Below are 26,620 nucleotides of genomic sequence, written 5' to 3' on the forward strand. Positions count from 1 at the left end.
CATGCTATGTTGAATCTAATGTATAAATCGAAAGACAGGGAGCACAACAATGACCACACAAAAATTTGATGCGACTCCGACTGCAACTGAGGGATTGAATTTAGACGATATTTCTGCGGATACCGTTAAAGCTGCATGGAGCAGTTACGAAGCAAAAGCAGAGTATAAAAAGTTCAATAAACATGACCTCATTGAGTCGATGCAAACAGAAAAAGAAAATGCTGAACATCCAGAAGCAGAAGCGTAATGATTTGGATTGTTAAGCTAATTTTCTAGTTGGTAAAGCTAAGGATCTCGTTTTAAAAGTCGTTCATTTGCATTTTTAATTGGATATTTTCTTAAAGTTCTAAAGCCGCTAATCGAATTTATCCTGAGTTAAAGGGCTAAATTGAGTTAAAGCAAAGAACCCTGCAACAGAACGATGAAAATGAAACGATATAAATTAAATGATACGGGTTAAATCAAAAAAGCACTCATTAATGAGTGCTTTTTTTTAGCTCAGACTTTTTCAAGTCTTATTTAAGTAGCGGAGGAACAGCTTCGTAGTTAATTTCTACGCGGCGGTTTTCTTTCCATGCATTTTCATCATGACCCGCATTGATTGGCATTTCTTTACCATAACTAACTGCTTCAAGCTGATTTGGACTTACGCCTGTTGTAATCAGGAAGCTTTCAACAGCTTTGGCACGACGCTCACCAAGCGCCATGTTGTATTCACGAGTACCACGTTCATCGGTATGACCTGTTAAAGCCACGCGTGAGTTTGCATTAGCAACAAGGAACTGTGCATGAGCTTGAAGGGTTTGTAAGTCTTCATTGCTAAGCTCTGTACTGTCGTAGTCAAAGTGTACTACGCGCTTCGCTAAAAATGCTTTATTCGCTTCAGTTACACCTTTAGATGATGCACCCGCTAGGTTTTGTGCATTGAGTGCTGCATCTTCACTTAAACCAGAAGTGTTTACAGTGGTTGAGCTATTTGGGTTTTGTCCTGCTTGTACGTCTGCTGCAGGTTTACGGCTGGCACAACCAGTCATTACTATTGCTGTAGCTAAAACAGGTAGCGCAATCAGTTTCATTGCTTTCATATTGATCTCCATGACGGTTATTTATGATGTTTCATTAAAAAGTTATTGTTGAATAAATTATGCAGTGTTTATTTCGGTGCCCAAGCTGGTTCACGAACTTCACCTTGTTCACTTGGTAAGTTCATGCGGAAACGACCATCTAAAGACATGATCGAGAGCAAACCACGGTTTGCTTCACGTGTTGCATACACCACCATTTGACCGTTTGGAGAGAAGCTTGGGGATTCATCTAAACTTGTTGGTGTTAAAATATTGGTTACACCAGAACCAATGTCTTGAACCGCAACTTTATAGTTACTACCGCTAGGACGATGCACCAAAGCTAATTTTTTACCATCAGCACTTAAAGTGCCACGGGCATTAAATGCACCACGGAAAGTTAAACGTTTTACACTTTCAGCACTTAAGTTGTAGGTATAAATTTGTGGAGAGCCACCACGGTCAGAGGTAAAAATAAATGATTTACCGTCAGGGGCATAACGTGCTTCTGTATCAATCGCTGTGTCATTGGTCATGCGTTTTAATTGGCGAGTCTGTAAATCCATTTGATAGATTTCAGGATTGCCATGCATTGAAGCGGTAAACAACATCGATTTACCATCAGGTGAGAAGCTTGGTGCACCATTTAGACCACGGAAACTTGCTACTTTTTCACGGTTACCACTTGCTAAGTCTTGGATGTAAATTGCAGGGCGTTTGGTTTCAAAAGAAACATAAGCTAGCTTTTTCGCATCAGGTGTCCAAGCAGGGGACAAGATTGGATCACGTGAAGTCAAAATGGTACGGGGTTGTTCACCATCCGTATCTGCAATTTGTAGGGTATAGCGCTGATCTGGTGTTGCTGCATTACGCAATACATAGGCAATACGGCCGCTGAAGTCACCTGGAATGCCAGTTAAAGCTTGATAGATTGCATCACTGATCATATGCGCTGCTTGACGGTAACGTGAAGCAGGTACAGTGAGTAGTTCATTTAACAGGTATTGTTTTTTTTCAACATCATACAGTTGGTAGTGAATTTCATAAGAGCCATCAGCCGTTGTTTTTGATGTACCTGTCACGACATAGGGTACGCCCGCAGCTTTCCATGCTTCTGCATTAGGTGAATTTATTGTTGCAGTTGCAGGTAAGTTTTTAGAGGCACTGGTAAATTTACCTGAGCGGTTCAAGTCATTTTCAACCACTGGATAAATATTTGAGTCATTACTAAAAGGCACGATCGCAATTTTAGGTGCCTCTTCAGGCGCCTTGGTGATTTCAAGATGAAGCTGTGCATGTGTTTGAGTGATTAAAACTGGACTCAAAGCGGTCATAATTGCTAAGCAAAGAAGATGTTTACGCGTCATTTCCATCATTCGCTAACTACTCTAAAAATGTGAGTTATTGTCTGTATTAGGTTGTGTCACATAATGGCATGATTTTGGATTATTAAAAGCATGAAAATATGACTGAACTGTTATAACACTGTGAAAAATGCAGAGATTTTATTCGAGTTCACTGAAGTTTATCTTAAAATTGGTGCAGACAACATCACATTTTGAATTGGAAATGATAATTCTATATAGTTGAAATTTAATTTTTGAATCAAATGTTTAGAAGAAATAAGTAGCTCTTGATTAGGCTGAGTTAGTAAAACTTATATATATGTCATTTTATGAAAAGTGTCGACCAAATAGAATTTGTTTCATTCAAAAAATCAGTGAATGAACCCATCTAATCAATAAATTTTCCAAAGTTTGCCATATTCAGAAGAAATATAAAAAAAATCCCCGCAATCAATGCAGGGATTTATCAAACTTAATTTGAAGATCTAAATGTAGAGGTAAAGCTTTGTGCTTCACGTCTAGCATCAGGGTCGCTTGGCATTGGGTACGGTGCTGCAGCACGAACCGCGGCTTCAATACTGGCTTTCATATCAGGGTCACTAGAGTTCACAATAACTGATCGGACTGAACCACTTTCTGATAATGTCACCCGAGCAGTTGCCGATTTACCCGCAGAGTCAGAAGGTGTGTCCCATGCACGACGGATTTTATTTTCAAAATCTTTCTTTGCAGTAGATGCAATCTTCTTCGCTTCAGCCTTTTTCTGTGCGGCTTCTTCAGCTGCTTTTTTAGCTGATGAAGCTTTGGCTTCTTCGGCTGCACGTTCGCGTGCTTCGGCATCGGCTTTAGCCTTTGCATCTGCCTTGGCTTTTGCATCGGTATCTGCTTTACGTTTTGCAGCTTCTGCATTGGCCTTGGCTTTCGCATCAGCATCTGCTTTACGTTTTGCAGCTTCCGCATTGGCCTTAGCTTTTGCATCAGCATCTGCTTTACGTTTTGCAGCTTCCGCATTGGCCTTAGCTTTTGCATCAGCATCTGCTTTACGTTTTGCAGCTTCCGCATTGGCTTTAGCTTTCGCGTCTGCATCTGCTTTACGTTTTGCAGCATCCGCATTGGCCTTGGCTTTTGCATCTGCATTGGCTTTTGCCGTTGCTGCAGCTTTGGCTTTGTCAGCTTCTGCTTTTCTTAAAGCATCGGCACGGATTTTTTCAGCCTTGGCTTTGGCATCAGCATCTGCTTTACGTTTTGCTGCTTCAGCATTGGCTTTCGCCGTAGCATCTGCTTTTGCCTTAGCCGCATCCGCTTTGGCTTCTTGTTGTGCTTTTAGTTTTGCAGCTTCAGCCGCTTTAGCTTGTTCTTGAGCACGCTTTGCATTGTCCGCAGCTTTTTGTTCAGCAAGCTGCTGTGCTTTTGCCGCAGCGAGTGCCTGTTGAGCAGCAACCTGTGGATCTGCCTTAGGTGGTTCTGCTGGATTAGGTGGTGCAGCCGTTGGAATTTCGGGTGCTGGTTCAACGCTAGGTTCTGCTGTCTGCGTGATTTGTTCAGCTACATTTTCATGCGCGGTTTCATCAAACTCAGTGACTTCACGTGTTACAGGTTTTAAATCTTCCGGTTTTACCAAAATAGTGGTTATTTTTTTAGGGGGCTCAGGTGGTTTACTCATGCCAAGATAAAGTAAGCCAACCACAGCGACGATATGAACACCTAGTGTGAAACCAATCGCAACGGCTTTTTGTTTAAAAGGCGGCTTGTTGAAATCTTTCATAAATTATTTTAATGGCTCAGTCAGTAAACCTACTTGTGTTAAACCTGCATCTTGAAGGGCAGACATGAGTTTCATGACTTCACCATAAGGACGAGATTCACTGCCGTTAATCAGGACACTCATTTGCTTTTTCTGTTCGTTCGCTTCATTTTGTGAAGCAGTTAAAACAGATTTTAGTTCATCAAGTGTGAGTACATCATTCTGATGATTTTTATCTTCGAGTTTGATCGTTCCATCCGCCTCAAGTGTAACAATCGCAGGGCGATCTTCCGCTTGCATAGGCGTGCCATTTGCCTGTGGTAAATCGACTTTGACACCTGTGGTGATCATAGGTGCCGTGACCATGAAAATCACCAAAAGAACTAACATGACATCAATATAAGGTACGACGTTCATGTCACTTTTTAATGGTTTTTTGATGCGCTCAAAGCGTCCAGAACGTTGAATAGCCATTAGTCATTGTCCTGAGTTGAACCTACAGACTGGCGTTGTAATAACGCAACCATTTCTTCGGCAAAAAGCGCACGATCGTTATAAACGGCTTCACCTTTGGCTGTGAAATGGTTAAATGCAAGTACAGCAGGAATTGCCGCAAAAAGACCAATGGCCGTTGCAATCAATGCTTCTGCAATACCCGGAGCAACCGTAGCAAGGGTGACTTGGTCAACATCTGCCAAACCAATAAAAGCGTTCATAATGCCCCAAACGGTACCGAATAAACCAACATAGGGTGCAACCGATCCAATACTCGCAAGCGCGCCTAAACCATTTTCTAAATGTCCTTGGTCACGGCTTAAACCTACGCGAAGAATACGTTCTGTACCTTCAATTGATTGTTCTGCGCTGGCATTACGTTTTTTAAGTTTGAAAAACTCGCCTAAACCTTGATAGAAGACATCTTCAAGGCCAACACGTTTCGAGTTGAGCTGAGCATTGTTGTATAAAGTGTTGAGTTCGGCGCCAGACCAAAAGATTTTTTGGAAATGTTCATCATCGGCCTGCGCTTTTTTATAACTCATGTGTAACTTGGCAATCAGATACCAACTGAATAACGAAGCTAAGAGCAGCAGGAGCATTACCAGTTGTACGACAGGACTTGCTTGTAAGATGAGGTCTGAAACTTTGAGTGTTGATTCTAGTTGAGTTGCCATAGTTACTACATGTGCCAAATAATTTTTTTAATCTTGTTCCAATTCTTTCAGAATCAGTTCACGTATTTCATCAGGAAGGCGACGGGGTTTCATCTCTGCACTGATACATGCCAATTCTACCTCACCTGATGCCAGCATAATATCACCACGATAAATATTTTGTTGCAACACAAATGACGTAGCCTTACACGAAACTACACTTGCTGTAACAGTAATCAGGTCATCCATTAATATAGGGCGTGAATATTTCACATTAATTTTATGAACGACAAAGTTGTAATCTTTTTGATGCCAATAATGGTCTACACCTGAAGCGCGTAGCCATTCTGTGCGGGTACGTTCCATAAAGCGAATATGATTTGCGTGGTAAACAATGCCACCTGCATCTGTATCTTCAATATATACACGAATGTTGAATTCGAATTTATTCGCCATGAGAGTGTTCCGTCTTTATAAAATCTGAAAAATATTGGTCTGCACATCAGCAAAGAATTAGAGCATTTAAAAATGGCGATAATTCAATGATTCGTCAAGTGCTTCAATGACGGGCAGTTTAGCACCGTGAGTCATCAGTCCAATGGCACAAGACACCAAAGAAGAATGTTTTAGGCTGAATTTAATTTAGTACAATAATTTGTTAAAAATTCTTGTAGATAGTTTTTAAATGTATTTTTTTTCATAAAATCAGTATGATATTAATTGTTAATTATTATAGAAACATATAGGAAAGATGTCAGAACAACAATATTTGCAATCACATATTTTACAAGAGACTAAAAGTGACTTAATAAAAGTAGAGTTGTATCACTCAACTGATTGGGTTGTAGCTGCTTCAATATTAGTTTCGGCATTAATAAGTGTTTTTGCGTTTTTCGTCACAATTTGTATAGTGAAGCGATCTACACAGAGTCAAATAGAATCTAATGTAAATTTAATAAATGCACAGAGTGAATTAAAAGTAAAAGAATTAAGAACTATTCAAAAATTAGAAGAGTTAAAGGAGTTTAGAGCTCACATTGTTCAATATATTGCAGAAGCAGATCGATTTAGGTTTTTATACACTCAGAACTTTTATTACGCTAAACCTTATTTTTTATTACCAAAAAGTAAAAATTATCAAATTGAGTTTTTAAGTTGTAAAGAAGAATTTCGAAGATTGACTTATTCAGTAATCATGTATTTAAAGGCTTTAGATCAAACTCAACATGAGCTGTCTTTAAAATTATTAGAGCTTCAACTTTTAGGATGTAAAATGACTGAAACTGAGACTGATGAAAAAATACATAATAAACTTACTGAAGAGTTTATAAAGTTACATCAACAGATCACTTTTATTTTGAGAGTTTTTTTAGAAGAAAATTATGGACAAACTTCAGGGAGCATTTAACTCCCTGAAGTCGTTCAGTGAATAATCGTTTACTTATCTTTCGGCTCTGGTGGCGTCATCCCAAACTGTAAATAAGCCATATTGGTAGCAATACGTCCGCGTGCGGTGCGCATGACATAGCCTTGCTGAATGAGGTAGGGCTCGATCACATCTTCAAGCGTCCCTGAGTCTTCTGCCATAGCAGCAGCTAGAGCTTCTACACCTGCAGGACCACCATCAAAACGCTCAAGCAGCATCGATAAATAACGGCGGTCTAGCGTGTCTAAACCATCTTTATCGACATTCAGCATGTCCAAAGCACGTTGAGCCATCTCTTGTGTCACTTCACCCGTGCCTTTGACTTGCGCATAATCACGGACTCGGCGTAATAAACGGTTTGCAATACGAGGTGTGCCACGAGCACGGCGTGCAACTTCCTGTGCACCTTCGGCGGTCATGGGTACATCCATCAAGTTCGCAGAACGAGTCACAATATGCGTTAAGTCTTTGACAGAATAGAACTCTAAACGTTGTACGATACCGAAACGGTCACGTAAAGGAGAGGTCAGTAGGCCTGCACGAGTCGTCGCTGCAACAAGAGTGAAGGGTGGTAAATCCAGTTTGATCGAACGGGCCGCAGGGCCTTCACCAATCATGATGTCGAGTTGGTAATCCTCCATCGCTGGATAGAGAATTTCCTCGATGACCGGTGAAAGACGATGGATCTCATCAATAAATAAAACATCACCTTCTTCGAGGTTGGTTAGCATTGCAGCCAAATCGCCTGCACGCTCAAGGACTGGGCCAGATGTTGATTTTAAGTTGCCACCCATTTCACGGGCAATAATATTGGCCAGTGTGGTTTTACCTAAACCCGGTGGGCCAAAAATTAAGGTGTGATCAAGTGCTTCTTCACGGCCACGCGCAGCACCGATAAAGATTTCCATTTGTTCACGGACGACAGGCTGCCCGATGTAGTCATCAAGGGAAGTTGGGCGAATGGCGCGGTCGAAGTGGTCTTCGGGTTTTTCTGAACCACTGATAAGACGGTCTTGCATAATTATTTAACTAATCTCTATATCGTTGTGGAAGAATCACAGCCTCAAAAAGCGATTGAACTTTAAATGCCATTGTATAGGCGATTCTCACTTTTGACTGGGCAAAAGTGACAAAACCCATTTGTTAAACTGATGCTACGTCCTTGTAGCACAGTTTAACGGCGACATCCTTGTCGCCTGCGTGATTCACATACTGTCTATAACCCTCAAAGGCAAAGGATGTAGTGCTCATTAGAAACTAAAAACTATTTATTCATCGACTTAAGTGCTGCACGGATAATGTCGCTGGCTTCAGTAAAGTCACCTTTGGCAGCATTCACTAATTTTTGTGCTTCAGCAGGTTTATAACCTAAAGACTGTAAGGCCGCTTCAGCTTCGGCTACGGCAGAGTTGCCCGTAAATTGAATTTGTTCAACAGTTGAATTGGTTGGTGCAGTGCCTGAAGCCATGGCTTTAAAGCGATCACGAAGCTCAATCATGAGGCGTTCAGCGGTCTTTTTACCCACACCCGGAACTTTGACTAAGGTGTTTACATCTTCATGTTCAACCGTATGAATCAGCATTTCAACGCTTAAGGTCGACAAAATGCCCAGTGCCATTTTAGGACCAACACCGTTGACTTTTAACAGTGTGCGAAAGATTAGTTTTTCTTGAGCATTGCTAAAGCCATACAGCAGTTGTGCATCTTCACGAACAGCCAGATGTGTCCACAGGGTAATTTTTTGACCTTTTTGTAGTTGGCAAAATGTAGAAAGTGGGGTGTCAATTTCATAGCCCACACCATTTACATTGAGTAATACTGTTGGTGCTTCCAATGCCAGCACTTCACCAATTAAACATCCGATCATGTCATTTATTCACTTTATTTCAGTTTAGTCTGAGCCATTTGCTCAATTTCAATTTGTTGTGAGATTAGCGTGAAGGCCAGCGAATTACTAGCCTTCACATTTTTTCAGGTTTAAAAGAAACCAACTTTATTACCTTGAAGTTCCTGTGCAAGGTTATACGCCTGATGGTCTGAAAATTTAGAGATAATATCCAATACTTGCATGATGTTTTCATAATGCAACGGCCCAAAATGTGCCCCCGAACGGTGGAGAATGGACATCAGTCGTTGTTCTTTAAAACTCAAGGTTTTATTTGGCGTAGTTAGAGGAATAAATGCGTCTAAAATATTTTGTAGACTTTGATGCGCAATAATCTCTAAGCCGGCTTTTTGTGGATGTTCAAAAATTTTATCACGGGCTAATTCTTTCGCACGGTTAATTCCACGCTCAATATCTTCACTGCAATATTGCAGTAAACTGCCTTTGAGTTGACCTGACAAAATTTCTTGATGATGGCGGGCGAAGGCAGTCGTGACTTCTTCGACTAGACGTTTCATAACTCGACCACGTAATGCAGCAATTTTTTGTTGCCAAGTGGTATCAGTCATAGCCAATTCAGCGGGTATGCCATAGTCACCGACCAAATCAAGGAAAATTGGCTCAACTTCGTTATAGTTCAACATGTTGAGGATAATGCCATCTTCAAGGTCAATTAAGGCATAACAAATATCATCTGCAGCTTCAAGTAAATAGGTCAAAGGATGACGACAGTAGTGATATTCACCCAGTTGAATTAAACCGAGTTGTTCTGCAATTTGCTGCAAGATTTCTTTTTCTGCTTGATAGCAACCAAATTTAGCCCGTTGGCTTGCAGGTTTATTGCCTTGCGATGCAATGGTTTTTGAAAGCCAGGGGTATTTTAAATACGCACCTAAAGTTGCATAGGTTAAACGCATACCCCCATCATTTGGATGATAATCAATTTTAGTCAGTAGGCGTAAACCTTGGGCATTGCCTTCAAACTGTCTCACATCGGCTTCTTCTTCAGGGCTTAAGTCCTGTAAAAAGTTGGTATGTGATGCATCATCAAACCATTCTCGAATGGCATATTCACCTGCATGGCCAAAAGGTGGATTACCAATATCGTGTGCCAAGCACGCAGCTTGAATAATTGCACCGACATCGGCAGGTAAAATCCACATCGGGAGTTCATCTTTAATTTTCTCAGCCGCCAGCATCCCCAATGAACGTCCAATACAAGACACTTCTAAAGAATGGGTCAGGCGAGTATGAATGCCATCGTGTTGGGTTAGAGGATGGACTTGGGTCTTGCGGTTTAATTGTCGGAAGCTTTGCGAAAAAATAATGCGGTCGTAGTCTTTGTGGAAGGGGCTACGTGCCTGTTCAGAACTATGTTTATTACTACCAATACGAACTGTAGAAAGCAGTTCAAGCCAACGCATTTGAGTCATTTATCATTATTCAATTATTACTTGAATTGAATAATGCCAAACTTAGCAGAAAAGCACTAGTGTGGGGCGACACAACTTGTCTTAAAAGATGTATGAGTGATTTGCCTTAATGAAATGCAAAACAAAACAGAAATTTAAAAATGGGCTGTTAGTATAGATGGGCAAATTTTACCTTTTATCCCATTTTTTAATTTTTAATGAGAATAATTTAAATGTGTAGAAAACAATTTCTTCCTACGTTGACTGCACTAAGTTTGGGCGTGACATTTTTTTTGTCAGGTTGTACAAGTTTCAACACAGAAAAAAATATAACGAAAGTGCAGCCAAACCAAAATGTTGCTGCATCAGAAAATAGCATGATGCATCATTTACAAACATTTGAAGAAATTGCAGAACAAAATGGTGGCAATCGTGCAGTAGGTACAGCAGGTGGATTAGCTTCTGCACAATATATTCTTGAACAAGCCAAGAAAGCAGGCTTGCACGCGCAAATGTTGCCATTTGAAAATCGAGAAAAGACCGTTGGGCAAAATATTGTGATTGAGATTGAAGGACAATACAAAGATACCGCTGTGATAGTCGGCGCACACTATGATTCGGTGAAAATGGGGCCTGGGATTAATGATAATGCTTCAGGCGTTGCAGTATTGTTAGCATTATTACAAGACTATGCGAAGCAAAAGGTAAAACCTAAACACACACTATATCTTGCCTTTTGGGATTCGGAAGAGGTTGGTATTGCAGGTTCACAAGCTTTTGTGAAATCACTCAGTGAGAAACAGCTTCAAGGCATTCAAGCCTATATCAATGTTGATATGGTGGGAACAAAGAATCCGAATATCATGATTGCCGATGGTGACCATTCATCAATTGGAGAAATGGCGGCACAGTTTAAAGCCAATGGACTTGCACAAAGTGATTATCAGCCAATTTTAGACAGCATGAGTCAATTACCTAAGCACCCGCAGGATGCTGCATTAGAACAAAGTATGCGTCAATATTTTAAAACCAATAATATGCAGATTAAAGATGATGTAACGACTTTAACAGCAAGCGATACTTTGCCATTTTTAGGGAAAGTTCCCGTTACTTCACTAATTTTATTTAATGAGCAAATGAAAGGTGATGAACTCGAATTTGCACCGTGCTACCACAAGGCTTGCGATACGATTGATGGTGTAGATGTAAACTCACTGAACTTAGCCCTTAATGTAATTCAACATCTATTGTCAGATTTGAATAAATAAAATGTTTCAATTTCAAATGTGAATTGATTTTAGTCTTTATGAATTTCAGGTTTAAATCTCACACATTTAGACCTGAAATTAATTTTCAAATATGATTTGAACGCTTGATTAAAAAGTGAGTTGTTGTTGAAAAATAAAACATTTTTATAGTTTGAATATTATTCTTAGGATGAAATGAAAAAATCAGATAATTTTGTGTTAATCTGTGCGACTAAATTCAATTTTATTATTTAAAAATAAAAGCATTATTGCCTAAACTTCCCGATATAAGCACTACAATTTCACTTTCACATCTAGCTGATTTAACTAATACACAGTAGAATATGCGCTCTCTCAAGTCACATTGTGGCATGGTCTTTTCGATCATCCCGTGGAGCCAAAATCAGCATGTTTATCGTTGCCGGTGCACCTGCACATTCTTCATTTAAGAAAACTCAACTATTATCACGTTTAACGTCAATTAGTTCTGTTCAATCAATTGAAAGTCAATGGGTTTACCTTTTTGACCAAGCGCTCAACGAGCAACAACAGCAATCCGCTTTACAGCTTCTCAACGATGGTCAATCTTTTGAATTGCACCAAGCAGCAAGTGACGAAGTCCAAATTTTAGTGACGCCACGTGTTGGAACCATCTCTCCGTGGTCGTCTAAGGCAACAGACATTTTTGCCAACTGTAATACACCGGTTCATCGCCTTGAACGCGGTGTTTTGTTTACTTTGAAGGGCGTAAATGCTGTTTCTGATGAAGTAAAACTAGCATTACATGATCGCATGACTGAAAGCGTTTTTAATGCTATTGAAGATGCTGCGGCACTTTTCTCTGAAACTGAACCAAAGCCTTTAAACTCAATTGATATTTTGGGTCAAGGTAAAGAAGCGTTGGTGAAAGCTAACTCTGAATTTGGTTTTGCGCTTTCTGATGAAGAAATCGATTATTTAACCGATGCATTCACAAAAATGGGTCGCAACCCGCATGACATCGAATTGATGATGTTTGCTCAAGCGAACTCAGAGCATTGCCGTCACAAAATCTTCGGTTCTGAATGGACAATTGATGGTGAAGTTCAACCATTGTCATTGTTCCAAATGATTAAAAACACCTATAAAGAATCACCTACAGATGTATTGTCGGCATATAAAGATAACGCTTCTGTAATTGTGGGTTTTGACACACAACGCTTCTATCCAAAGCAAGATGCTGAAACAGGTCACCATGTTTATAAGTATAAGAGCCAAGCTGCTCACATTCTTATGAAAGTGGAAACCCATAACCATCCGACAGCGATTGCTCCATTTGCTGGTGCGGCAACAGGTTCGGGCGGTGAAATCCGTGACGAAGGCGCAACAGGTCGTGGCGGTAAGCCAAAAGCAGGTTTAACAGGTTTCACTGTTTCTAACTTGAACATTCCGGGCTTTGAACAGCCTTGGGAAGAAAACTACGGCAAACCATCTCGTATGGCATCTCCACTTCAAATTATGATTGAAGGCCCATTGGGCGGTGCAGCCTTTAACAACGAATTTGGTCGTCCTGCTTTAAATGGTTACTTCCGTACATTTGAACAAAATGTCAATGGCGATGTAAAAGGCTTCCATAAGCCAATTATGATTGCCGGCGGTTACGGTAACATCCGTCCTGATCATGTAGAAAAAGATGCAATCCAACCGGGCGATCTTTTAATCGTACTTGGCGGTCCTGCAATGTTGATCGGTCTAGGCGGTGGCGCAGCGTCTTCTGTAGACAGCGGTAAGTTAGGTGAAAACCTAGACTTCGCTTCTGTACAGCGTGAAAACCCAGAAATGGAACGCCGTTGCCAAGAAGTGATTGATGCCTGCTGGCGTATGGAAGACCATAACCCAATCGTGTCTGTACATGACGTGGGTGCGGGCGGTATCTCAAATGCAATGCCTGAACTTGTGAACGATCATGAGTTAGGTGCAATTCTTGATCTTCGTAAAATTCCATCATTGGAAAAAGGCATGTCTCCAATGGAGATCTGGTCGAACGAAGCGCAAGAGCGTTATGTATTGGCCATCCGTCCAAGCTCTTTAGAATTGTTTGAATCACTGTGTGCACGTGAACGCTGCCCATTCGCCGTATTAGGTGAAGCAACTGAAGCGCGTCAATTGACAGTGAACGATCCACTGTTTGAAAACAAAGCTGTGGATATGCCAATGCAAGTGATGCTTGGTGGTACACCGCGTATGAGCCGTTCATATGAAACCATTGAACGTAAAGGCGATGACTTCACTGCTGAAACAGTCACAGATTTGAAAGATGCGATTTACCGCGTTCTTAAAAACCCAACTGTTGCATCTAAATCGTTCTTAATCACTATTGGTGACCGTTCGATTACAGGTATGGTTGCACGTGATCAGTTCGTTGGTAAATGGCAAGTGCCTGTAGCGGATGCTGCGGTAACAACGACGAGCCTTGTCGGTTATACAGGTGAAGCAATGGCAATGGGTGAACGTCCGCCAGTTGCGTTGTTGAATCCTGCTGCTTCTGCACGTTTATCTGTAGCAGAATCAATTTCAAACATCATGTCTGCAAAAATCGACCAGATCAGCGACATTAAATTGTCTGCGAACTGGATGGCTGCTGCAGGTCAACAAGGTGAAGACCAAGCGCTATTCGAAGGTGTTAAAGCCATCGGTATGGAAATGTGTCCTGCTTTAGGTATCGCAATTCCAGTAGGTAAAGACTCATTGTCTATGCGTACCACTTGGAATGACGAAGGCGAAGACAAATCTGTAACTTCTCCAATGTCAGGCGTGATCACAGCATTTGCACCTGTGACTGATGTTCGCAAAACATTGACACCTGAACTTAAAAATATCGAGTCTGTACTGGTACGTATCGATCTTTCTAAAGGTCAATTCCGTCTTGGCGGTTCGATCCTTGCTCAGGTTTATAAAGCAATTGGTTCTGTAACACCTGACGTAGACAGCTTCGATGACTTCAAAGCATTCTTTGCATTGGTTCAAGATTGGAACAACCGTGGTCTCATCAAGGCTTACCATGACATCGGTGATGGCGGTCTATTGGCAACTGTTGCAGAAATGATGTTCGCTTCACGTCTAGGTGCAGCGCTTGAAGATCAATCTACTGCAAGCTTGTTTGCAGAAGAAATTGGCGCAGTGCTTCAAATCAGTAAAGCGGATTGGGCTGCATTAGAAGCTGAAGTTGCAGCGTCTTCATTGCGTGATGCAATTACAGTTGTAGGTACTGTAAATGATACAGATACTTTAACTGTAAATGGTTTGAGCTTAGAACGTGCTGAATTACAGCAAGCATGGACTGAAGTGTCTCATCAAATCCAACGTCTGCGTGACAACGTAGAAACTGCGGATCAAGAATATGCATTGATCGCGGACAAATCACATGCAGGTTTAATTGCAAAACCAACATTTGATTTGAACGAGCCAATCGAAGCGCCGTACATCAATGAACGCCGTCCAAACATGGTGATTCTGCGTGAACAAGGTGTCAATGGTCATGTAGAGATGGCTGCTGCATTCGATAAAGTCGGCTTCAACACTGTAGATGTACACATGAGCGATTTGCTTGCTGGGCGTATTAGTCTTGATGACTTTGAAGGTCTAGTGGCATGTGGCGGTTTCTCTTACGGTGACGTATTGGGCGCAGGCGGCGGTTGGGCTAAATCTGTATTGTTCAATCCAAAACTTCGTGACCAATTTGAGAAATTCTTCAACCGTGATGAAACATTCTCTCTAGGTATTTGTAACGGCTGTCAAATGCTGTCTCAGCTTGCACCATTAATTCCAGGTGCAGAAGCTTGGCCTCGTTTCCACCGCAATACTTCAGAGATGTTTGAAGCTCGTGCTGTAAACGTGCGTGTTGAAAAATCAAACTCTGTATTGTTAGAAGGCATGGAAGGTTCGATTCTTCCTATCGCAGTGGCGCATGGTGAAGGCCGTGTAGTTGCAAGTGCAGAGAACATTGCAGCACTGAATGCAGGCGATCAAGTGATCTTGCGTTATGTAGATAGCCAAGGCAACCCAACGCAGCATTACCCAATGAACCCGAATGGTTCGCCAGAAGCGATTTCAGGTGTAACGTCTAAAGACGGCCGTGCAACGATTATGATGCCGCACCCTGAACGTAACTTCCGTGCGATTCAGCATTCTTGGAAACCAGAAGATTGGGATCAAGATGGTGCATGGTTACGTATGTTCCGTAATGCCCGTAAATTTATTGGTTAATTTTAGATAGATGAATAATAGAAAAGAGCCGCCTTCGGGTGGCTTTTTTATGGCATTGAATAAAATTAAGCTGGTTTATTAAAGGAATTTGATATGGAAATAGAATCTTATGTAAATTTAAAAACTCATTCAAAAGATGCTCCTGTTTTAAGGTGTAGTTTAGAAGAAAATCTTTTAAGTTTTGATCTATTGTATGAGGTTGAAGCTCATGATGAGGTTCGGTTTATTGGATCTAGCATCCGTCAGTTAGCAATTTATGATCTTATTGATGAGATTGGTGATTTGGGCATTGAATGTAAAATAGAAATTTCACGATGTAATGATCCAAGTGTTAAAAACAAAGTGGTTTATTTCAAGCGCGGTATGAATGGCGAGATGAAAAAGATCACTACAGAATGAATCTTGAGTGCTTGAATTTACCAATTGATATAATAAATATTGTTAATATATGATTTTACAACTATAATTTCATCCGAATTTTTAACCACCTACGGGTGGTTTTTTGTTGGTTTTAAATTTTTATTTCTCCCACTGAACTTGGTTTAGATTTTGCTTTTATATTTGTGGAATCATGCTAGTGTGTATTTTATGCACAATAATTATGCAAGATTAAAGACAGCAAGATAAAAGAAAGATGGATAACTAAACGAGTTCAGTATCAACACTCATGATGAGGTGATGACATGATTAAAATAGTAGAATATTCAGCAGTGGATAAGTCTGCGTTGCGTAGAAAGGGCTGGAAGCTTTTTGGTGCAGTCGTGTGTTTGCAGTTGGTGTTTTTAGTTTTGGGTTATGCGTTGCAGATGTAATATTTGAACAATTGAAACCGCCGTGAGGCGGTTTTTTATGTAAACTAATGCATAATTAAAAAACTGCAAAAATTAATAATGAGCTTTAAACAATTTGTATTATTAAAAGATATAAAAATATTTTTACTTTTAGGCTTTATGTTTCCGTCAACATTGTTAAGTGGGTGCTTTCCTATTTTAAAAACGAAGCATCCGAAAATTAATATAACTGTTATCAATGAGCAAAATGAAAAGTTGGACGATGCAGAAGTATTTTTAAATCTTACAACATGGCAAGGCAAGTCTTTTACTGAATCTACATTAAAAAAAACACAGGACGGAATTGCTACATTTTCTGCAGAGAAAAGTTTGCAATTTATTCATATATTTCCAGCAAAATATAGTTGGTCGATTTGCGTTTATAAAAATGGATATAGTCAAAATAGTTTTGTGCCAAAAAGTTTAAATAATCGAACACAAAATTTAGTATTGTTGTTAGATAAAGCTGAAATAGGTGTAGAAAAAAAACAACATTGTTGGAAAGAAAAATCCTAAAATATTGAATTAATAAAACCACCCGAAGGTGGTTTTTGATTAAATAGCCAATTGGATCTGCTTTAACACCGCCTTCAACGTATTTTCAAAATCAAAAGCAGCATTGGTACTGTCTTGGTATCGCCAAGCGACATAACCATCTGGACGAACTAAGACAGCGCCTGATTCATGAATTTCAGATTTAGCATTCCACGTACCGTACACATCACGGTATTCACGGGAACCAATTTGAATCACATCTAAATAAGGTAGATTCAACGATTCAGCAGCAGATTTCCAACCTTTGCCTGAAAGACCTGTCAGTAGGGTGAAACGACCATGCCCTGTAATATCTAACGTTGATTGCTTATCGCCTTTGGCATCAATAATCCAAGTATGTGGAACTTTAGCCCCCGGACGTGTGGTTGCTTGCAAGTAAAGCTGTTGATCTTTGGCAAAGATCTCAGGCTCAGATTCAGCAATCATGGCATTGGACGTATAACGTTGATTTAGCTCTACACCTTGGGCATTAAATTCAAAGTTTTTAATTTCTAAGGCTTGATATAGCTTTTGACGAATTTCTGCAGCTTGTTCATCTTTCGCAAAAATACGTTGCATCATTTGAGCTTGAGTTGTGATGCCTTGGTCAAAACCAAATACCTCTTTGAGATGCTTATAGTCAAAGCGAGATTGATTGGCACGCGCCACGATTTGCTTGCCAACAGGCGCACGCTCTAATGTATAAGAATCAAGTAGAGTAGGAGCAGCCCAACCTTTAATGGCATATGCCAATTTCCAACCGAGGTTAAAAGCATCTTGCATACAGGTATTTGAACCTAAGCCACTTGATGGTGGATGACGATGTACCGCATCACCGCCGCAGAATACACGACCTTTCGAGTATTCAGTTGCCCATGTTTGGTTCACATACCAATAAGACAATTTTTGAATCTCGACATTTTCAATTTCAGCACCGACAAAGGTATTAAGTCGAGCACGAACTTGTTCTTCGGTGACTTGTGGTTCGCCTTTGGAAATATCAAAGCCCCAACCCATGATCCATTCATTCCAAGGTGTAATGGCACGGAGTAAGCCCATACCCAGATCACCAAAGCTGGCTTCAGGGTTAACAATCCATTGCAAAATAGCAGGGCGGTGTTGCACGTATTTGGAAAGATCAGCTTTAAAGGTTACATAGACTGTACCTGCACGAGACATCACCCCTTCAAGGGGTAAATCAAGCTGTTCAAGGACTCTGGATTTTGCCCCATCCATACCGACCAAATATTTGGCACGTAAGCTGAATTCAGTATTTGTAATACGATTTAAAAAGGTTGCTGTTACACCATGCTCATCTTGTATATGTGATAAATATTCAGTATTAAAATTATAAATCGCACCACGTTCAGCCGCATTTTTTACCAACAAAGCTTCCATTTTCGGCTGAATGAGATCGACCAATGGACAAGGACTGCCTTTAATATAATCGCCATGACGTTCATCACCGGTTCCCCAAGCACTCATACGGGCAATTTCTTCACCGACAAGGCTCGTGGTAATGAGGCTTTCACCCATCTGTTCCCAAGGCGTTGCAATTTTTTTGACCTGTTCTTCGATACCTAAGTCACGTAACACTTCCATCGCACGTTGGTTGGTAATATGGGCACGAGGACTATTGGCTAACCAATTAAATTGGGTAAAAAGCTGAACCTGAATACCGTAATTTGCCAAGGCTAAACCTAAAGTAGAACCTGCAGGCCCTGTGCCAATAATCAAAACATCGGTATCGTATTGCTGTGTCATACAAAACTCCATGTGTATGTGAAGCGCAAATTTGGAATAGTCCGCAGTCTAGGCAAATGATTTTCCGAGTAGAATGGATATTCATATAAACTATAGATCTATTGGTATTTTGACTGCATGACACAGGTGATGTAGTGAGTGTGTGGAGTGAAGCGAATGGAATTACGACATTTACGTTATTTTGTGACGGTGGCGAAAGAACAGAGCTTTACCAAGGCAGCGGAAAAACTATTTACAGCACAACCATCGCTCAGTCAGCAAATTAAAGACTTAGAGCAAGAGGTTGGGGTGCAATTATTTGAACGTTCTGCTCGCAAAGTCTTACTGACCGATGAAGGGCAGGCTTTTCTGAAATATGCAGAGCAAGCACTAGAAAATGCCAAACAAGCTATAGCAGCAGCTCGCCACGTGGCGCAAGCCAAAAATAATCAAATACATATTGGCTTTTTAAATGTCGCAGAATTGAAAATTATGCCGAGTATTTTGGCGCAATTAAAACAACATATCCCAGATTTAAAAATTCATTTACATAGCTTGACGTGTACAGAGCAGATTCAAAAACTAAAAAATACTGAATTGGATATTAGTTTTACGCGATATCACTTAAGTCATGACGACTTTACCAATATTCAGGTTTTAAGTGAGCAGATCTATCTAGTCGGTGCAGCGCATCTGCATCCATCAGATCGAATCTTAAAACTTCAAGAGTTAAAAAATCACACCATTATTATGTGTGAACAAAATGCTTCTCCTGTGTTTTACGATACCTTAAATGCCTTGATTCCTTTTGATCAGCATCAACATGATCATATGCTGTGGGTAACAAATGTCATGCAGCATTTAAATTTGATTAATATGGGCATGGGCCTGAGTTTTGTGCCCGAATATTTACTCAAATTTTTAAATGATTCGGTCAAAGTCATTCAAACAGATGTGGAATTACCGAAACTAGGTTTATATGCAACCTATCCGCATGCATCGAATAATGTTGCATTGAAAATGATTTACAGTGCTTTAAATAATGTAACTGCTCAATAGCGTCTGGAATAGCCAATGTTAAAACTAATTTATTATGTACCTGAGTCTCACCTAGAGTCGACTAAACTTGCTGTATTTGACGCAGGTGCAGGCGGTATAGGCAACTATGAACACTGCGCTTGGCAAGTACTTGGAACAGGGCAGTTTAAACCTGTAAAAGGTGCAAATCCATTTATTGGTGAGTTAGATATGTTGGAGCAAATTCCAGAATGGCGCGTGGAAATGATTGTACCTGAAGATAAAGCGAGTGAGGTCGCAAGGGCTTTAAAAGTAAGTCATCCTTATGAAGAGCCAGCATTTGAGTTTATTCAAATGGTGGATATTCAATTTTAATGATGCTTTTAAATTTTTAAGTTATAGAAAAAAGTAGATACACGAAGGGTGACATGGATGTCACCCGTTAGACAGAGATTCAAGGATGAATCTTCTGTCTAACAAGGGATTTTGGTTACTTTGATCCTTCAAAGTAACGTAATACCTACGCGTTATAAACTAAAGTCACGTAGCTAATTGAGGTTGTGAGTATTCAATTGAAAGCAAGTTAAACCTTCTGAATAAATAAATCACGGTCAAAACGATACTGCGGGAAGAATACACCATCTTTAGCACGTTCACCTGCACCAATCACCATCACTGGGTATTGCTGAGCATTTAATCCTAAAATCTTCTTCACCAAAGGTTCATCAAAACCTTCCATCATACAACTGTCAAAACCATAGGCACGTAAAGCCAAAACTAAGTTTTCACAAGCCAATGCTGTGGTTTTGCTCGCCCAAAGTTTTGCATCTGCTTCATTAAAAGCTGTTACAGGCAATTGTTTATCCAGTGTACGTGCTACTTTGAAAGCTACTTTCTTAAAGTTACCTAAGGCGTTGAAGTAGCCTGTCTTATAGTTAAAAGGAATGAACTTGTAATATTTCTGCACAGCTGCAGGTGCTTCAGGGAATGGGAATTCGGAAATATTACGTTTAGCCATTTCATCTACACGGTCAGTACGCGCGACACAGACAATTAATTCAGCAGCAGTTTTTGCAGCTAGTTGCCCTAAGCAAGCTTTCACTAATTGTTTTTTCTTTGTAGGATTTTGAACGACGTAGAATGTCCACGGTTGTAAATTCGATGAATTGGGTGCAAGTAAGGCGAGGTCTAAGCATTCATCTAAAACATCGTTTGGGATGGCCTTGTCGGTAAACTTACGTACAGAACGACGGCTTTGTACAACTTTTTTAAAATTCTCGATATCGATGCCTTCAGGCGCAGGCTCGTAGTAGCGTTTCTTTTCAGGTTTAGTTTCAGTTTGTGATACTGCAGTCATGTGGAAACATCCAGTTTTTTAATTTAGAAAATAGATTGGGGCTGAGATGAAAAAAACCACCCAAATATGAGTGGTTTTTTAGTTCCATTAAAACATTAATTGAACTGAGAGAAGTCAGGTTTGCGTTTTTGCATAAAGGCGGCAACAGCTTCCATCATTTCTGGAGAGCCTACTCGATCCATGAAAATTTCAGCTTCATGGTCAATCCATGCCACGATTTCATCTACATTATGTTTCATTAATGCTTTTGATTGAACCAAAGATGCTAGTGGAAGTGCAGATAACTGTGCTGCTTTTTTCGCAGCTGTCGCATAAGCATCTACTTCAATGCTATTGACCAAATTTGCTGAAAGCGCTGTCGCACTATCAAACTTCTGAGCAGTTAACAGTAATTCCGCCGCTTTATGGTAGCCGGCTTGTTGAACCAATAGCTTGCTCGATGCACCTTCAGGCGATAGACCAAGGCTCACAAACGGAATTTGGAATAGGGCAGTATTGTCGCTGTAGACAAGATCGCAATGAAGCAGAATCGTAACACCAATCCCAATGGCAACACCGCGAACCGCAGCAATCAGCGGCTTAGAAAATTGAGCAGCAGATTTTAACAAAATAAAAGGTGCGCCTTCTGAAGCTGGAGCTTGTCCTTTTTGAGCAGCAGATTTCATAAAATCTTGCATGTCATTGCCCGCACTGAAGTCTGCATCTTGACCACGGAATACTACTACACGCACTGAAGTATCTTGATCAGCTTCATCTAATGCTTTTGCAATCCACAGATATAATTCTGTATACAGCGCGTTCTTCGCCTGAGGTCGGTTAATGGCTAAGGTCAGTACGCCATTGTCCAAATTCGCATTCAAATGTTCATGGGGTTGTTGAATACAGCTCAGTGTCATCGTACTATCCTTGCGTAAAAGTTTCGTTTTGATTTTATGCTCGACATTATGTCGCATATTTCAGCCTGTGGCACAACTGCTCAGTTCATAAAAAGTTTGATTTGATATGAAATATACATTTGATTATTTGGTTTTCATTGGGCGTTTTCAGCCGTTCCATTTAGCACATCTGCAAACCATTAAAATTGCCTTGCAACAAAGTCAATATGTGCTGCTGGCGCTTGGTTCGGCGCAAAATGAACGTAATATCAAAAATCCATTTTTGGCTGTAGAACGTGAGCAGATGATCTTGTCGAATTTTTCAGAGCAAGATCAGAAGCGAATCAAGTTTGTGCATGTGATTGATGTATATAACGATGAAAAATGGCAAAAGTTAGTCAAATCTTTGGTAGATGATGTAGTTGAAACGAATGCAAAAGTCGGTTTGATCGGGCATTTTAAAGATGATTCTTCTTATTATTTAAAATTCTTCCCCGAGTGGAAAATGGTTGAGCTGGATAGTCTAGAAGGGGCGATTTCTGCGACACCAGTACGTGAAGCGTATTTTCGTGGTGAAATTGAAAGAGATGCCTTTCCTCAAGGTACCGTCGATTTTTTGCAAAAATTTCAACAGACAGACATTTATAAACAACTTCAACACAAATTTATGACTCAGGATAAAACAAATCTGCTATAAAAAAACGCTAAATTTCTAGCACCACAATGGAGTAAAAAAATAAACATTGTAGTGATTTTAGGCTGTGTTTTATTCAGGAGAAAAACATGAATTTGCGTCACGGAACGTTAGCAAAATATATGGGAGCCTTCGCTTTATGCTGCGTATTGCCCCTACATGCTGCTGAATGGACGCTAACGCCTAATAGTCAGGTCACATTTGGCATTAAATCTGTGGGCTTATCTATTGTTGAAGGACGCTTTAATAAGGTTCAGTCGAATCTTAAGTTTGATCCTGAAGTTCCGCATAAAGGTTCAGCGCATTTAGTGTTAGATGTGGATAGCATCAGTTTTAGTAACCCAAGCTTGAAAGGATTAATCTTGGGGAGCGAATATTTTGATGCTGCTGAATTTAAGCACGTGAAGTTTGTCAGTAAACAAATCGAACCCGTGGCTTATGCCAAGTATATGATTCGAGGGGATCTCACCATTCGTGGCATCACTAAACCTGTGATCTTTGATACCACACTTGCCCCTAGTCCACAAAATCCAAAAGTGTTGGATGTTCAATCTTTAGCAACCATTAAACGTAGTGATTTTGGTATGCGTAAAGCACTTGGTGGTGTAGGGGAGCAAGTATTAATACAACTCAAAGGCCAATGGCGGATTGAATAACCCTATTTTGTTGGCTTCAACACATATGATCTTTGGCGTGTTGTAGCATAACAGCAGTTATTTTCTGTAATTGAATTGATTGTTGGTTCCAATGATGCCAATACAAGGCTAAATCAATACTGAGTTCTGTTGAAAGCTCTATCAATTTTCCCGCTGCTAATAAGTCTTTGCTTTGATAGTCGGGTAACCATCCATAGCCCAAGCCCATCGTAATGGCATCAAAAAATGCAGTTGAAGAGGGAATGAAATGATGCGGATATTGTGAAGGATTGAGCCCGAAATTCTTCTGAATCGATTGCGTATGTAGGTCATCTTTCTCATTAAAAATCAGTGCAGGCGCAGCCCTTAAGGCATTTCGCGTCACGCCTTGACCGAACCATCTTTGGATAAAATCAGGGGTTGCTACAAAGCGATAATGCATTTTACCCAGATATTCTGCAATGCAGCCCTTCATGGCTTCCGATTCTGTTGTGACACAGGCATTGACTAGTCCTGCTTCTAATAAATGATGTGTTTGTGACTGATCATCGACCTGAAAATGAATCACGATTTTTTCTTCAATTAAGAGATCTTTGAGTAGCGGAAGCAACCATGTCGCAAGTGAGTCAGCATTGGTTGCAATATTGACTTGATAGAAAGCATTCGCCGTTTGTCCTGTTAGATTTTGAAGAAAATTATGTTCTAATAATTTGCTGTGTTGTAAATAATGCAATAAAGATTGGCCTGCAAGTGTTGGACGGCACGGACGTTCACGTACAATGAGCACATGACCTAATTTCTTTTCTAAAGTTTGCAGCCTGAGCGTGACCGCAGATGCCGTAATATTTAAACGTAGTGCAGCTTGTTCAAAGCTTCCTGTTTCAGCAACTGCAAGAAATGCTTCACTATGTTTGCTTTGTAACATGAGTCACCTATGAGCATTAGAGATTCCATAAACTAAGAAAAACTTAGTTATAATGATATTTATTTATAAATACTTATTTTTAACAATAAGTTTCGATAATAGCAACATTCATTTAATGCTTTGAAAGTGTAGTTAAAAAATGTTGTACAGTTATATGCAAGGGCTCGCAATTGGATTTAGCCTAATTATCGCGATTGGTGCGCAAAATGCGTTTATTCTTAAGCAAGGGTTAAAAAAGCAGTATGTCTTTTGGCTCTGCGCTATTTGTGCTGCTTCTGATTCGATACTCATCTTATTGGGTGTACTCGGATTCTCCCAATTGGTTGAAAGTTATCCGGAAATTGTCAATGGAGCTAAATATTTGGGCGCAACTTTTTTAGCAGTTTATGGAGCACAGCATTTTCTGCAAGCCTTCAAAACTTCGAGCAGTTTAGCGCCCAGTGAGAAGAATGAAACCAAACTATTGAAGTTGGTGCTGATTTGCTTGGCTTTAACGTGGTTAAATCCACATGTATATCTCGATACGGTTGTGCTGATTGGGTCTATTTCAACGAAGTTTGAATCGACAGCCGTATATTTTGCGATTGGGGCAATTACAGCTTCATGGGTGTTTTTCTTTGTCCTTGGATTTGGCGCGCGCTATTTATTACCGCTCTTCCAAAGTGCAAAGGCATGGAAGGTTTTAGACTTTATTATTGGCGTTGTGATGTGGGGAATTGCAATTTCATTATTGCTCTAGTTAGAAGCTCTTATTAAGTTTGAGCCCATTCCTATAGGAGCAGGCTCAAATCATTACTTTTATGCTGCTTGTAGTGCTTTTAAATCTTCTAAGACTTGTTCTGCATGGCCTGCAGCTTTGACTTTGCGATATTCTTTTACCAGCTTGCCATGATGGAAAATAAAGGTTGAACGTTCGATGCCCATAACCTTTTTGCCATACATATTTTTTTCTTTAATCACGTCAAAATGCTGACATAGCACTTCTTCTTTATCACTGATTAAATCAATGCTTAGATTTTGCTTTTCAGTGAAGTTTTGATGGGCTTTAACCGAGTCACGAGAAATGCCGTAGATTGGGGTATTAAGCGCATCAAACTGATCTTTTAAGCATGAAAACCCAATGGCTTGCGTCGTACATCCCGGTGTTGAATCTTTAGGGTAGAAGTAAACAATCAGCCAGTCATTGTTAAGTTCCGCAAGGTTAACTTCACCTGAGGTAGTTGGAAAGGTTTGATTTGGTAAGCTAATTTCAGTCATGAAGATTTCCTTTTTCATGTCTTATCCCTAAACGGGCTTAAACAAAGTATGTGAAATATGACCATCATACAGAATTTACTTTGAACTTAAAGCAATAAAAAAGCCTGCATTTGCAGGCTTTTTTAAGACGAAAAATTATTTTTTCGCTTGAGCAGATTTCATTGCTTCTTCAGTTAAATTTTTTAATTTACCAGTTAACTGAGGACCGAAACATGCTTGAAGGTCTTTATTTTGTTTTTGAACAAAAGCGAGTGTTGCAGGGCTTTTCTTTTGGTTGATTGTGCTTTGGATTTCCCATTTTTGAGCATTGGTTAAACGACCATCTGCTTCAACAGCACAAGTACAGTATTTGCTAACTTCAGCGGCAGTTAGTTTTTTACCTTTGCCAGTTTCTTCTTTACAAACATTAATTAACGAAGATTTAACGTTAGTGCTCTTATATGCTTGTTGAAGCTTTTCGTTGTCAGCGTGTGCAACTGAAGCAAACAATGCAGCTGCAGAGAAAGCAGCAGAAAGAATAATGTTTGATTTTAAATTTTTCATAAACCCTACCTTGTTATTTCGGTATGTAACGTGTCGGATCTTCAACACCTGCGTCAACGAAACCTTGTTTACGAAGACGACAGCTATCGCATTTACCGCAAGCACGACCTTGGTCATCTGCTTGATAGCAAGACACCGTTTGACTGTAGTCTACGCCATGTTCTATACCTAAGCGAATGATATTTGCTTTGGATAAATGTAACAGAGGTGTTTCAAATTTAAGTGGTTTTCCTTCAACGCCAACCTTTGTTGCAAGGCGAGCCATGTTGGCAAATGCTTCGATAAACACTGGACGACAGTCTGGATAGCCTGAGTAATCAACTGCATTAATACCAATGACAATTGCTTCTGCACCAAAAACTTCCGCCGCAGCTAAAGCATATGACAAGAAAATCGTGTTACGCGCTGGTACATAAGTTACAGGAATACCGGCTTGTTCATGATCAGGAACTTCAATGCTATGGTCAGTTAACGCAGAGCCACCTAAGTTACCTAAATCGATATTAATGACACGATGTTCTACACCAGCCTGCTTAGTTAACTCACGAGCAGCATCCAGTTCTGTCGTAGAACGTTGACCATACATAAAACTTAAGGCAATACATTCATAACGTGCTTGAGCCCAAGCTAAACAAGTGGTTGAGTCTAAGCCGCCAGACAATAAAACTATGGCACGAGGGCGCATATGCA

At 40.2% G+C, this 26,620-nt stretch carries 28 protein-coding genes; 12 read left to right on the forward strand and 16 right to left on the reverse strand.

What is annotated here, in order from left to right:
* The first annotated feature begins 49 nt into the window (after positions 1-49).
* On the forward strand, positions 50-247 hold the full coding sequence (locus tag FTU80_RS01610) for an NF038105 family protein (protein ID WP_078190373.1): 198 nt from the start codon (positions 50-52) through the stop codon (positions 245-247).
* A gap of 268 nt (positions 248-515) precedes the next feature.
* Here the strand turns inward: FTU80_RS01610 and pal are convergent, their stop codons facing one another.
* From pal to ybgC, 6 genes are all read right to left on the reverse strand, one after another.
* Positions 516-1,085: a peptidoglycan-associated lipoprotein Pal gene (gene pal / locus FTU80_RS01615; protein WP_180083908.1), complete on the reverse strand. Its 570-nt coding sequence runs from the start codon at positions 1,083-1,085 to the stop codon at positions 516-518.
* Between the two features lie 68 nt (positions 1,086-1,153).
* Positions 1,154-2,437 (reverse strand): Tol-Pal system beta propeller repeat protein TolB, encoded by a 1,284-nt coding sequence (gene tolB / locus FTU80_RS01620; protein WP_171263728.1) that lies wholly within the window; start codon positions 2,435-2,437, stop codon positions 1,154-1,156.
* A gap of 445 nt (positions 2,438-2,882) precedes the next feature.
* Complete coding sequence (gene tolA, locus FTU80_RS01625) at positions 2,883-4,175, reverse strand: cell envelope integrity protein TolA (RefSeq protein WP_180083910.1); 1,293 nt, start codon at positions 4,173-4,175, stop codon at positions 2,883-2,885.
* A 3-nt stretch (positions 4,176-4,178) separates the two neighbouring features.
* On the reverse strand, positions 4,179-4,628 hold the full coding sequence (gene tolR, locus FTU80_RS01630) for a protein TolR (RefSeq protein WP_078190369.1): 450 nt from the start codon (positions 4,626-4,628) through the stop codon (positions 4,179-4,181).
* On the reverse strand, positions 4,628-5,326 hold the full coding sequence (gene tolQ, locus FTU80_RS01635; protein WP_078192037.1) for a protein TolQ: 699 nt from the start codon (positions 5,324-5,326) through the stop codon (positions 4,628-4,630). The genes tolR and tolQ overlap by 1 nt, the downstream gene beginning before the upstream one ends.
* Before the next feature lie 27 nt (positions 5,327-5,353).
* Positions 5,354-5,761: a tol-pal system-associated acyl-CoA thioesterase gene (gene ybgC / locus FTU80_RS01640; RefSeq protein WP_078190367.1), complete on the reverse strand. Its 408-nt coding sequence runs from the start codon at positions 5,759-5,761 to the stop codon at positions 5,354-5,356.
* 295 nt (positions 5,762-6,056) lie between these two features.
* On the opposite strand from ybgC, the gene FTU80_RS01645 reads away from it, so the two are divergent.
* Entirely contained in the window at positions 6,057-6,713 is a 657-nt protein-coding gene (locus FTU80_RS01645; protein ID WP_180083912.1) for a hypothetical protein, read from the forward strand.
* Positions 6,714-6,742: 29 nt separating this feature from the next.
* Here the strand turns inward: FTU80_RS01645 and ruvB are convergent, their stop codons facing one another.
* The 3 genes from ruvB to FTU80_RS01660 form a co-directional block, all read right to left on the reverse strand.
* The gene (gene ruvB, locus FTU80_RS01650) at positions 6,743-7,750 is read right to left on the reverse strand and encodes a Holliday junction branch migration DNA helicase RuvB (RefSeq protein WP_168378058.1); all 1,008 of its coding nucleotides are present in this window, start codon (positions 7,748-7,750) and stop codon (positions 6,743-6,745) included.
* A gap of 245 nt (positions 7,751-7,995) precedes the next feature.
* Complete coding sequence (gene ruvA, locus FTU80_RS01655) at positions 7,996-8,598, reverse strand: Holliday junction branch migration protein RuvA (protein WP_078190364.1); 603 nt, start codon at positions 8,596-8,598, stop codon at positions 7,996-7,998.
* A 110-nt stretch (positions 8,599-8,708) separates the two neighbouring features.
* Positions 8,709-10,049 carry a deoxyguanosinetriphosphate triphosphohydrolase gene (locus FTU80_RS01660; RefSeq protein WP_180083914.1) on the reverse strand — a complete coding sequence of 447 codons (1,341 nt, stop codon included), beginning with the start codon at positions 10,047-10,049 and terminating at the stop codon, positions 8,709-8,711.
* Between the two features lie 212 nt (positions 10,050-10,261).
* On the opposite strand from FTU80_RS01660, the gene FTU80_RS01665 reads away from it, so the two are divergent.
* The 5 genes from FTU80_RS01665 (at position 10,262) to FTU80_RS01680 (ending at position 16,866) form a co-directional block, all read left to right on the forward strand.
* Positions 10,262-11,296 (forward strand): M20/M25/M40 family metallo-hydrolase, encoded by a 1,035-nt coding sequence (locus tag FTU80_RS01665; RefSeq protein ID WP_180083916.1) that lies wholly within the window; start codon positions 10,262-10,264, stop codon positions 11,294-11,296.
* A gap of 387 nt (positions 11,297-11,683) precedes the next feature.
* Positions 11,684-15,520 (forward strand): phosphoribosylformylglycinamidine synthase, encoded by a 3,837-nt coding sequence (gene purL / locus FTU80_RS01670; protein WP_180083918.1) that lies wholly within the window; start codon positions 11,684-11,686, stop codon positions 15,518-15,520.
* A 93-nt stretch (positions 15,521-15,613) separates the two neighbouring features.
* Entirely contained in the window at positions 15,614-15,919 is a 306-nt protein-coding gene (locus tag FTU80_RS01675) for a hypothetical protein (protein ID WP_180083920.1), read from the forward strand.
* A 284-nt stretch (positions 15,920-16,203) separates the two neighbouring features.
* Positions 16,204-16,332, forward strand: a complete 129-nt coding sequence (locus FTU80_RS16350) for a KGW motif small protein (protein WP_257221393.1) — start codon at positions 16,204-16,206, stop codon at positions 16,330-16,332.
* 78 nt (positions 16,333-16,410) lie between these two features.
* Complete coding sequence (locus FTU80_RS01680; protein ID WP_180083922.1) at positions 16,411-16,866, forward strand: hypothetical protein; 456 nt, start codon at positions 16,411-16,413, stop codon at positions 16,864-16,866.
* A gap of 39 nt (positions 16,867-16,905) precedes the next feature.
* Here the strand turns inward: FTU80_RS01680 and FTU80_RS01685 are convergent, their stop codons facing one another.
* Positions 16,906-18,648 (reverse strand): FAD-dependent monooxygenase, encoded by a 1,743-nt coding sequence (locus FTU80_RS01685; RefSeq protein ID WP_180083923.1) that lies wholly within the window; start codon positions 18,646-18,648, stop codon positions 16,906-16,908.
* Between the two features lie 156 nt (positions 18,649-18,804).
* On the opposite strand from FTU80_RS01685, the gene FTU80_RS01690 reads away from it, so the two are divergent.
* Both FTU80_RS01690 and FTU80_RS01695 read left to right on the forward strand, forming a co-directional pair.
* A complete protein-coding gene (locus tag FTU80_RS01690; RefSeq protein WP_180083924.1) occupies positions 18,805-19,686 on the forward strand; it encodes a LysR family transcriptional regulator in 882 nt (293 codons plus the stop codon).
* A gap of 15 nt (positions 19,687-19,701) precedes the next feature.
* Entirely contained in the window at positions 19,702-20,019 is a 318-nt protein-coding gene (locus FTU80_RS01695) for an NGG1p interacting factor NIF3 (protein WP_180083926.1), read from the forward strand.
* Between the two features lie 208 nt (positions 20,020-20,227).
* Here FTU80_RS01695 and FTU80_RS01700 read toward each other — a convergent pair whose 3' ends face one another.
* Together FTU80_RS01700 and FTU80_RS01705 are read right to left on the reverse strand one after the other, a co-directional pair.
* Positions 20,228-21,001: a nitroreductase family protein gene (locus FTU80_RS01700; protein WP_180083928.1), complete on the reverse strand. Its 774-nt coding sequence runs from the start codon at positions 20,999-21,001 to the stop codon at positions 20,228-20,230.
* Between the two features lie 95 nt (positions 21,002-21,096).
* The gene (locus FTU80_RS01705) at positions 21,097-21,897 is read right to left on the reverse strand and encodes an enoyl-CoA hydratase-related protein (protein WP_180083930.1); all 801 of its coding nucleotides are present in this window, start codon (positions 21,895-21,897) and stop codon (positions 21,097-21,099) included.
* Between the two features lie 106 nt (positions 21,898-22,003).
* On the opposite strand from FTU80_RS01705, the gene FTU80_RS01710 reads away from it, so the two are divergent.
* The gene (locus FTU80_RS01710; protein WP_180076813.1) at positions 22,004-22,573 is read left to right on the forward strand and encodes a nicotinate-nicotinamide nucleotide adenylyltransferase; all 570 of its coding nucleotides are present in this window, start codon (positions 22,004-22,006) and stop codon (positions 22,571-22,573) included.
* A gap of 86 nt (positions 22,574-22,659) precedes the next feature.
* A complete protein-coding gene (locus FTU80_RS01715; protein ID WP_180083932.1) occupies positions 22,660-23,226 on the forward strand; it encodes a YceI family protein in 567 nt (188 codons plus the stop codon).
* A gap of 16 nt (positions 23,227-23,242) precedes the next feature.
* On the opposite strand, the gene FTU80_RS01720 is transcribed toward FTU80_RS01715, so the two are convergent.
* Positions 23,243-24,130: a LysR family transcriptional regulator ArgP gene (locus FTU80_RS01720; RefSeq protein ID WP_180083934.1), complete on the reverse strand. Its 888-nt coding sequence runs from the start codon at positions 24,128-24,130 to the stop codon at positions 23,243-23,245.
* A 139-nt stretch (positions 24,131-24,269) separates the two neighbouring features.
* On the opposite strand from FTU80_RS01720, the gene FTU80_RS01725 reads away from it, so the two are divergent.
* Positions 24,270-24,869 carry a LysE/ArgO family amino acid transporter gene (locus FTU80_RS01725; RefSeq protein ID WP_180083936.1) on the forward strand — a complete coding sequence of 200 codons (600 nt, stop codon included), beginning with the start codon at positions 24,270-24,272 and terminating at the stop codon, positions 24,867-24,869.
* A gap of 59 nt (positions 24,870-24,928) precedes the next feature.
* On the opposite strand, the gene FTU80_RS01730 is transcribed toward FTU80_RS01725, so the two are convergent.
* The 3 genes from FTU80_RS01730 to queC all read right to left on the reverse strand — a co-directional run bounded on the left by FTU80_RS01730 (position 24,929) and on the right by queC (position 26,615).
* Positions 24,929-25,387 (reverse strand): peroxiredoxin, encoded by a 459-nt coding sequence (locus FTU80_RS01730; RefSeq protein ID WP_111883962.1) that lies wholly within the window; start codon positions 25,385-25,387, stop codon positions 24,929-24,931.
* 135 nt (positions 25,388-25,522) lie between these two features.
* Positions 25,523-25,930 carry a hypothetical protein gene (locus FTU80_RS01735; protein ID WP_180083938.1) on the reverse strand — a complete coding sequence of 136 codons (408 nt, stop codon included), beginning with the start codon at positions 25,928-25,930 and terminating at the stop codon, positions 25,523-25,525.
* A gap of 13 nt (positions 25,931-25,943) precedes the next feature.
* Positions 25,944-26,615: a 7-cyano-7-deazaguanine synthase QueC gene (gene queC, locus FTU80_RS01740; RefSeq protein ID WP_180083940.1), complete on the reverse strand. Its 672-nt coding sequence runs from the start codon at positions 26,613-26,615 to the stop codon at positions 25,944-25,946.
* Positions 26,616-26,620: the final 5 nt, after the last annotated feature.

The organism is Acinetobacter sp. YH12145 (assembly GCF_013418335.1).
Taxonomy (GTDB): domain Bacteria; phylum Pseudomonadota; class Gammaproteobacteria; order Pseudomonadales; family Moraxellaceae; genus Acinetobacter; species Acinetobacter amyesii.

Bases quoted from the DNA above. Each gene is read 5' to 3' on its own strand.
- FTU80_RS01610 (WP_078190373.1), top strand. From the start codon at position 50: ATGACCACACAAAAATTTGATGCGACTCCGACTGCAACTGAGGGATTG.
- pal (WP_180083908.1), bottom strand. From the start codon at position 1,085: ATGAAAGCAATGAAACTGATTGCGCTACCTGTTTTAGCTACAGCAATA.
- tolB (WP_171263728.1), bottom strand. From the start codon at position 2,437: ATGGAAATGACGCGTAAACATCTTCTTTGCTTAGCAATTATGACCGCT.
- tolA (WP_180083910.1), bottom strand. From the start codon at position 4,175: ATGAAAGATTTCAACAAGCCGCCTTTTAAACAAAAAGCCGTTGCGATT.
- tolR (WP_078190369.1), bottom strand. From the start codon at position 4,628: ATGGCTATTCAACGTTCTGGACGCTTTGAGCGCATCAAAAAACCATTA.
- tolQ (WP_078192037.1), bottom strand. From the start codon at position 5,326: ATGGCAACTCAACTAGAATCAACACTCAAAGTTTCAGACCTCATCTTA.
- ybgC (WP_078190367.1), bottom strand. From the start codon at position 5,761: ATGGCGAATAAATTCGAATTCAACATTCGTGTATATATTGAAGATACA.
- FTU80_RS01645 (WP_180083912.1), top strand. From the start codon at position 6,057: ATGTCAGAACAACAATATTTGCAATCACATATTTTACAAGAGACTAAA.
- ruvB (WP_168378058.1), bottom strand. From the start codon at position 7,750: ATGCAAGACCGTCTTATCAGTGGTTCAGAAAAACCCGAAGACCACTTC.
- ruvA (WP_078190364.1), bottom strand. From the start codon at position 8,598: ATGATCGGATGTTTAATTGGTGAAGTGCTGGCATTGGAAGCACCAACA.
- FTU80_RS01660 (WP_180083914.1), bottom strand. From the start codon at position 10,049: ATGACTCAAATGCGTTGGCTTGAACTGCTTTCTACAGTTCGTATTGGT.
- FTU80_RS01665 (WP_180083916.1), top strand. From the start codon at position 10,262: ATGTGTAGAAAACAATTTCTTCCTACGTTGACTGCACTAAGTTTGGGC.
- purL (WP_180083918.1), top strand. From the start codon at position 11,684: ATGTTTATCGTTGCCGGTGCACCTGCACATTCTTCATTTAAGAAAACT.
- FTU80_RS01675 (WP_180083920.1), top strand. From the start codon at position 15,614: ATGGAAATAGAATCTTATGTAAATTTAAAAACTCATTCAAAAGATGCT.
- FTU80_RS16350 (WP_257221393.1), top strand. From the start codon at position 16,204: ATGATTAAAATAGTAGAATATTCAGCAGTGGATAAGTCTGCGTTGCGT.
- FTU80_RS01680 (WP_180083922.1), top strand. From the start codon at position 16,411: ATGAGCTTTAAACAATTTGTATTATTAAAAGATATAAAAATATTTTTA.
- FTU80_RS01685 (WP_180083923.1), bottom strand. From the start codon at position 18,648: ATGACACAGCAATACGATACCGATGTTTTGATTATTGGCACAGGGCCT.
- FTU80_RS01690 (WP_180083924.1), top strand. From the start codon at position 18,805: ATGGAATTACGACATTTACGTTATTTTGTGACGGTGGCGAAAGAACAG.
- FTU80_RS01695 (WP_180083926.1), top strand. From the start codon at position 19,702: ATGTTAAAACTAATTTATTATGTACCTGAGTCTCACCTAGAGTCGACT.
- FTU80_RS01700 (WP_180083928.1), bottom strand. From the start codon at position 21,001: ATGACTGCAGTATCACAAACTGAAACTAAACCTGAAAAGAAACGCTAC.
- FTU80_RS01705 (WP_180083930.1), bottom strand. From the start codon at position 21,897: ATGACACTGAGCTGTATTCAACAACCCCATGAACATTTGAATGCGAAT.
- FTU80_RS01710 (WP_180076813.1), top strand. From the start codon at position 22,004: ATGAAATATACATTTGATTATTTGGTTTTCATTGGGCGTTTTCAGCCG.
- FTU80_RS01715 (WP_180083932.1), top strand. From the start codon at position 22,660: ATGAATTTGCGTCACGGAACGTTAGCAAAATATATGGGAGCCTTCGCT.
- FTU80_RS01720 (WP_180083934.1), bottom strand. From the start codon at position 24,130: ATGTTACAAAGCAAACATAGTGAAGCATTTCTTGCAGTTGCTGAAACA.
- FTU80_RS01725 (WP_180083936.1), top strand. From the start codon at position 24,270: ATGTTGTACAGTTATATGCAAGGGCTCGCAATTGGATTTAGCCTAATT.
- FTU80_RS01730 (WP_111883962.1), bottom strand. From the start codon at position 25,387: ATGACTGAAATTAGCTTACCAAATCAAACCTTTCCAACTACCTCAGGT.
- FTU80_RS01735 (WP_180083938.1), bottom strand. From the start codon at position 25,930: ATGAAAAATTTAAAATCAAACATTATTCTTTCTGCTGCTTTCTCTGCA.
- queC (WP_180083940.1), bottom strand. From the start codon at position 26,615: ATGCGCCCTCGTGCCATAGTTTTATTGTCTGGCGGCTTAGACTCAACC.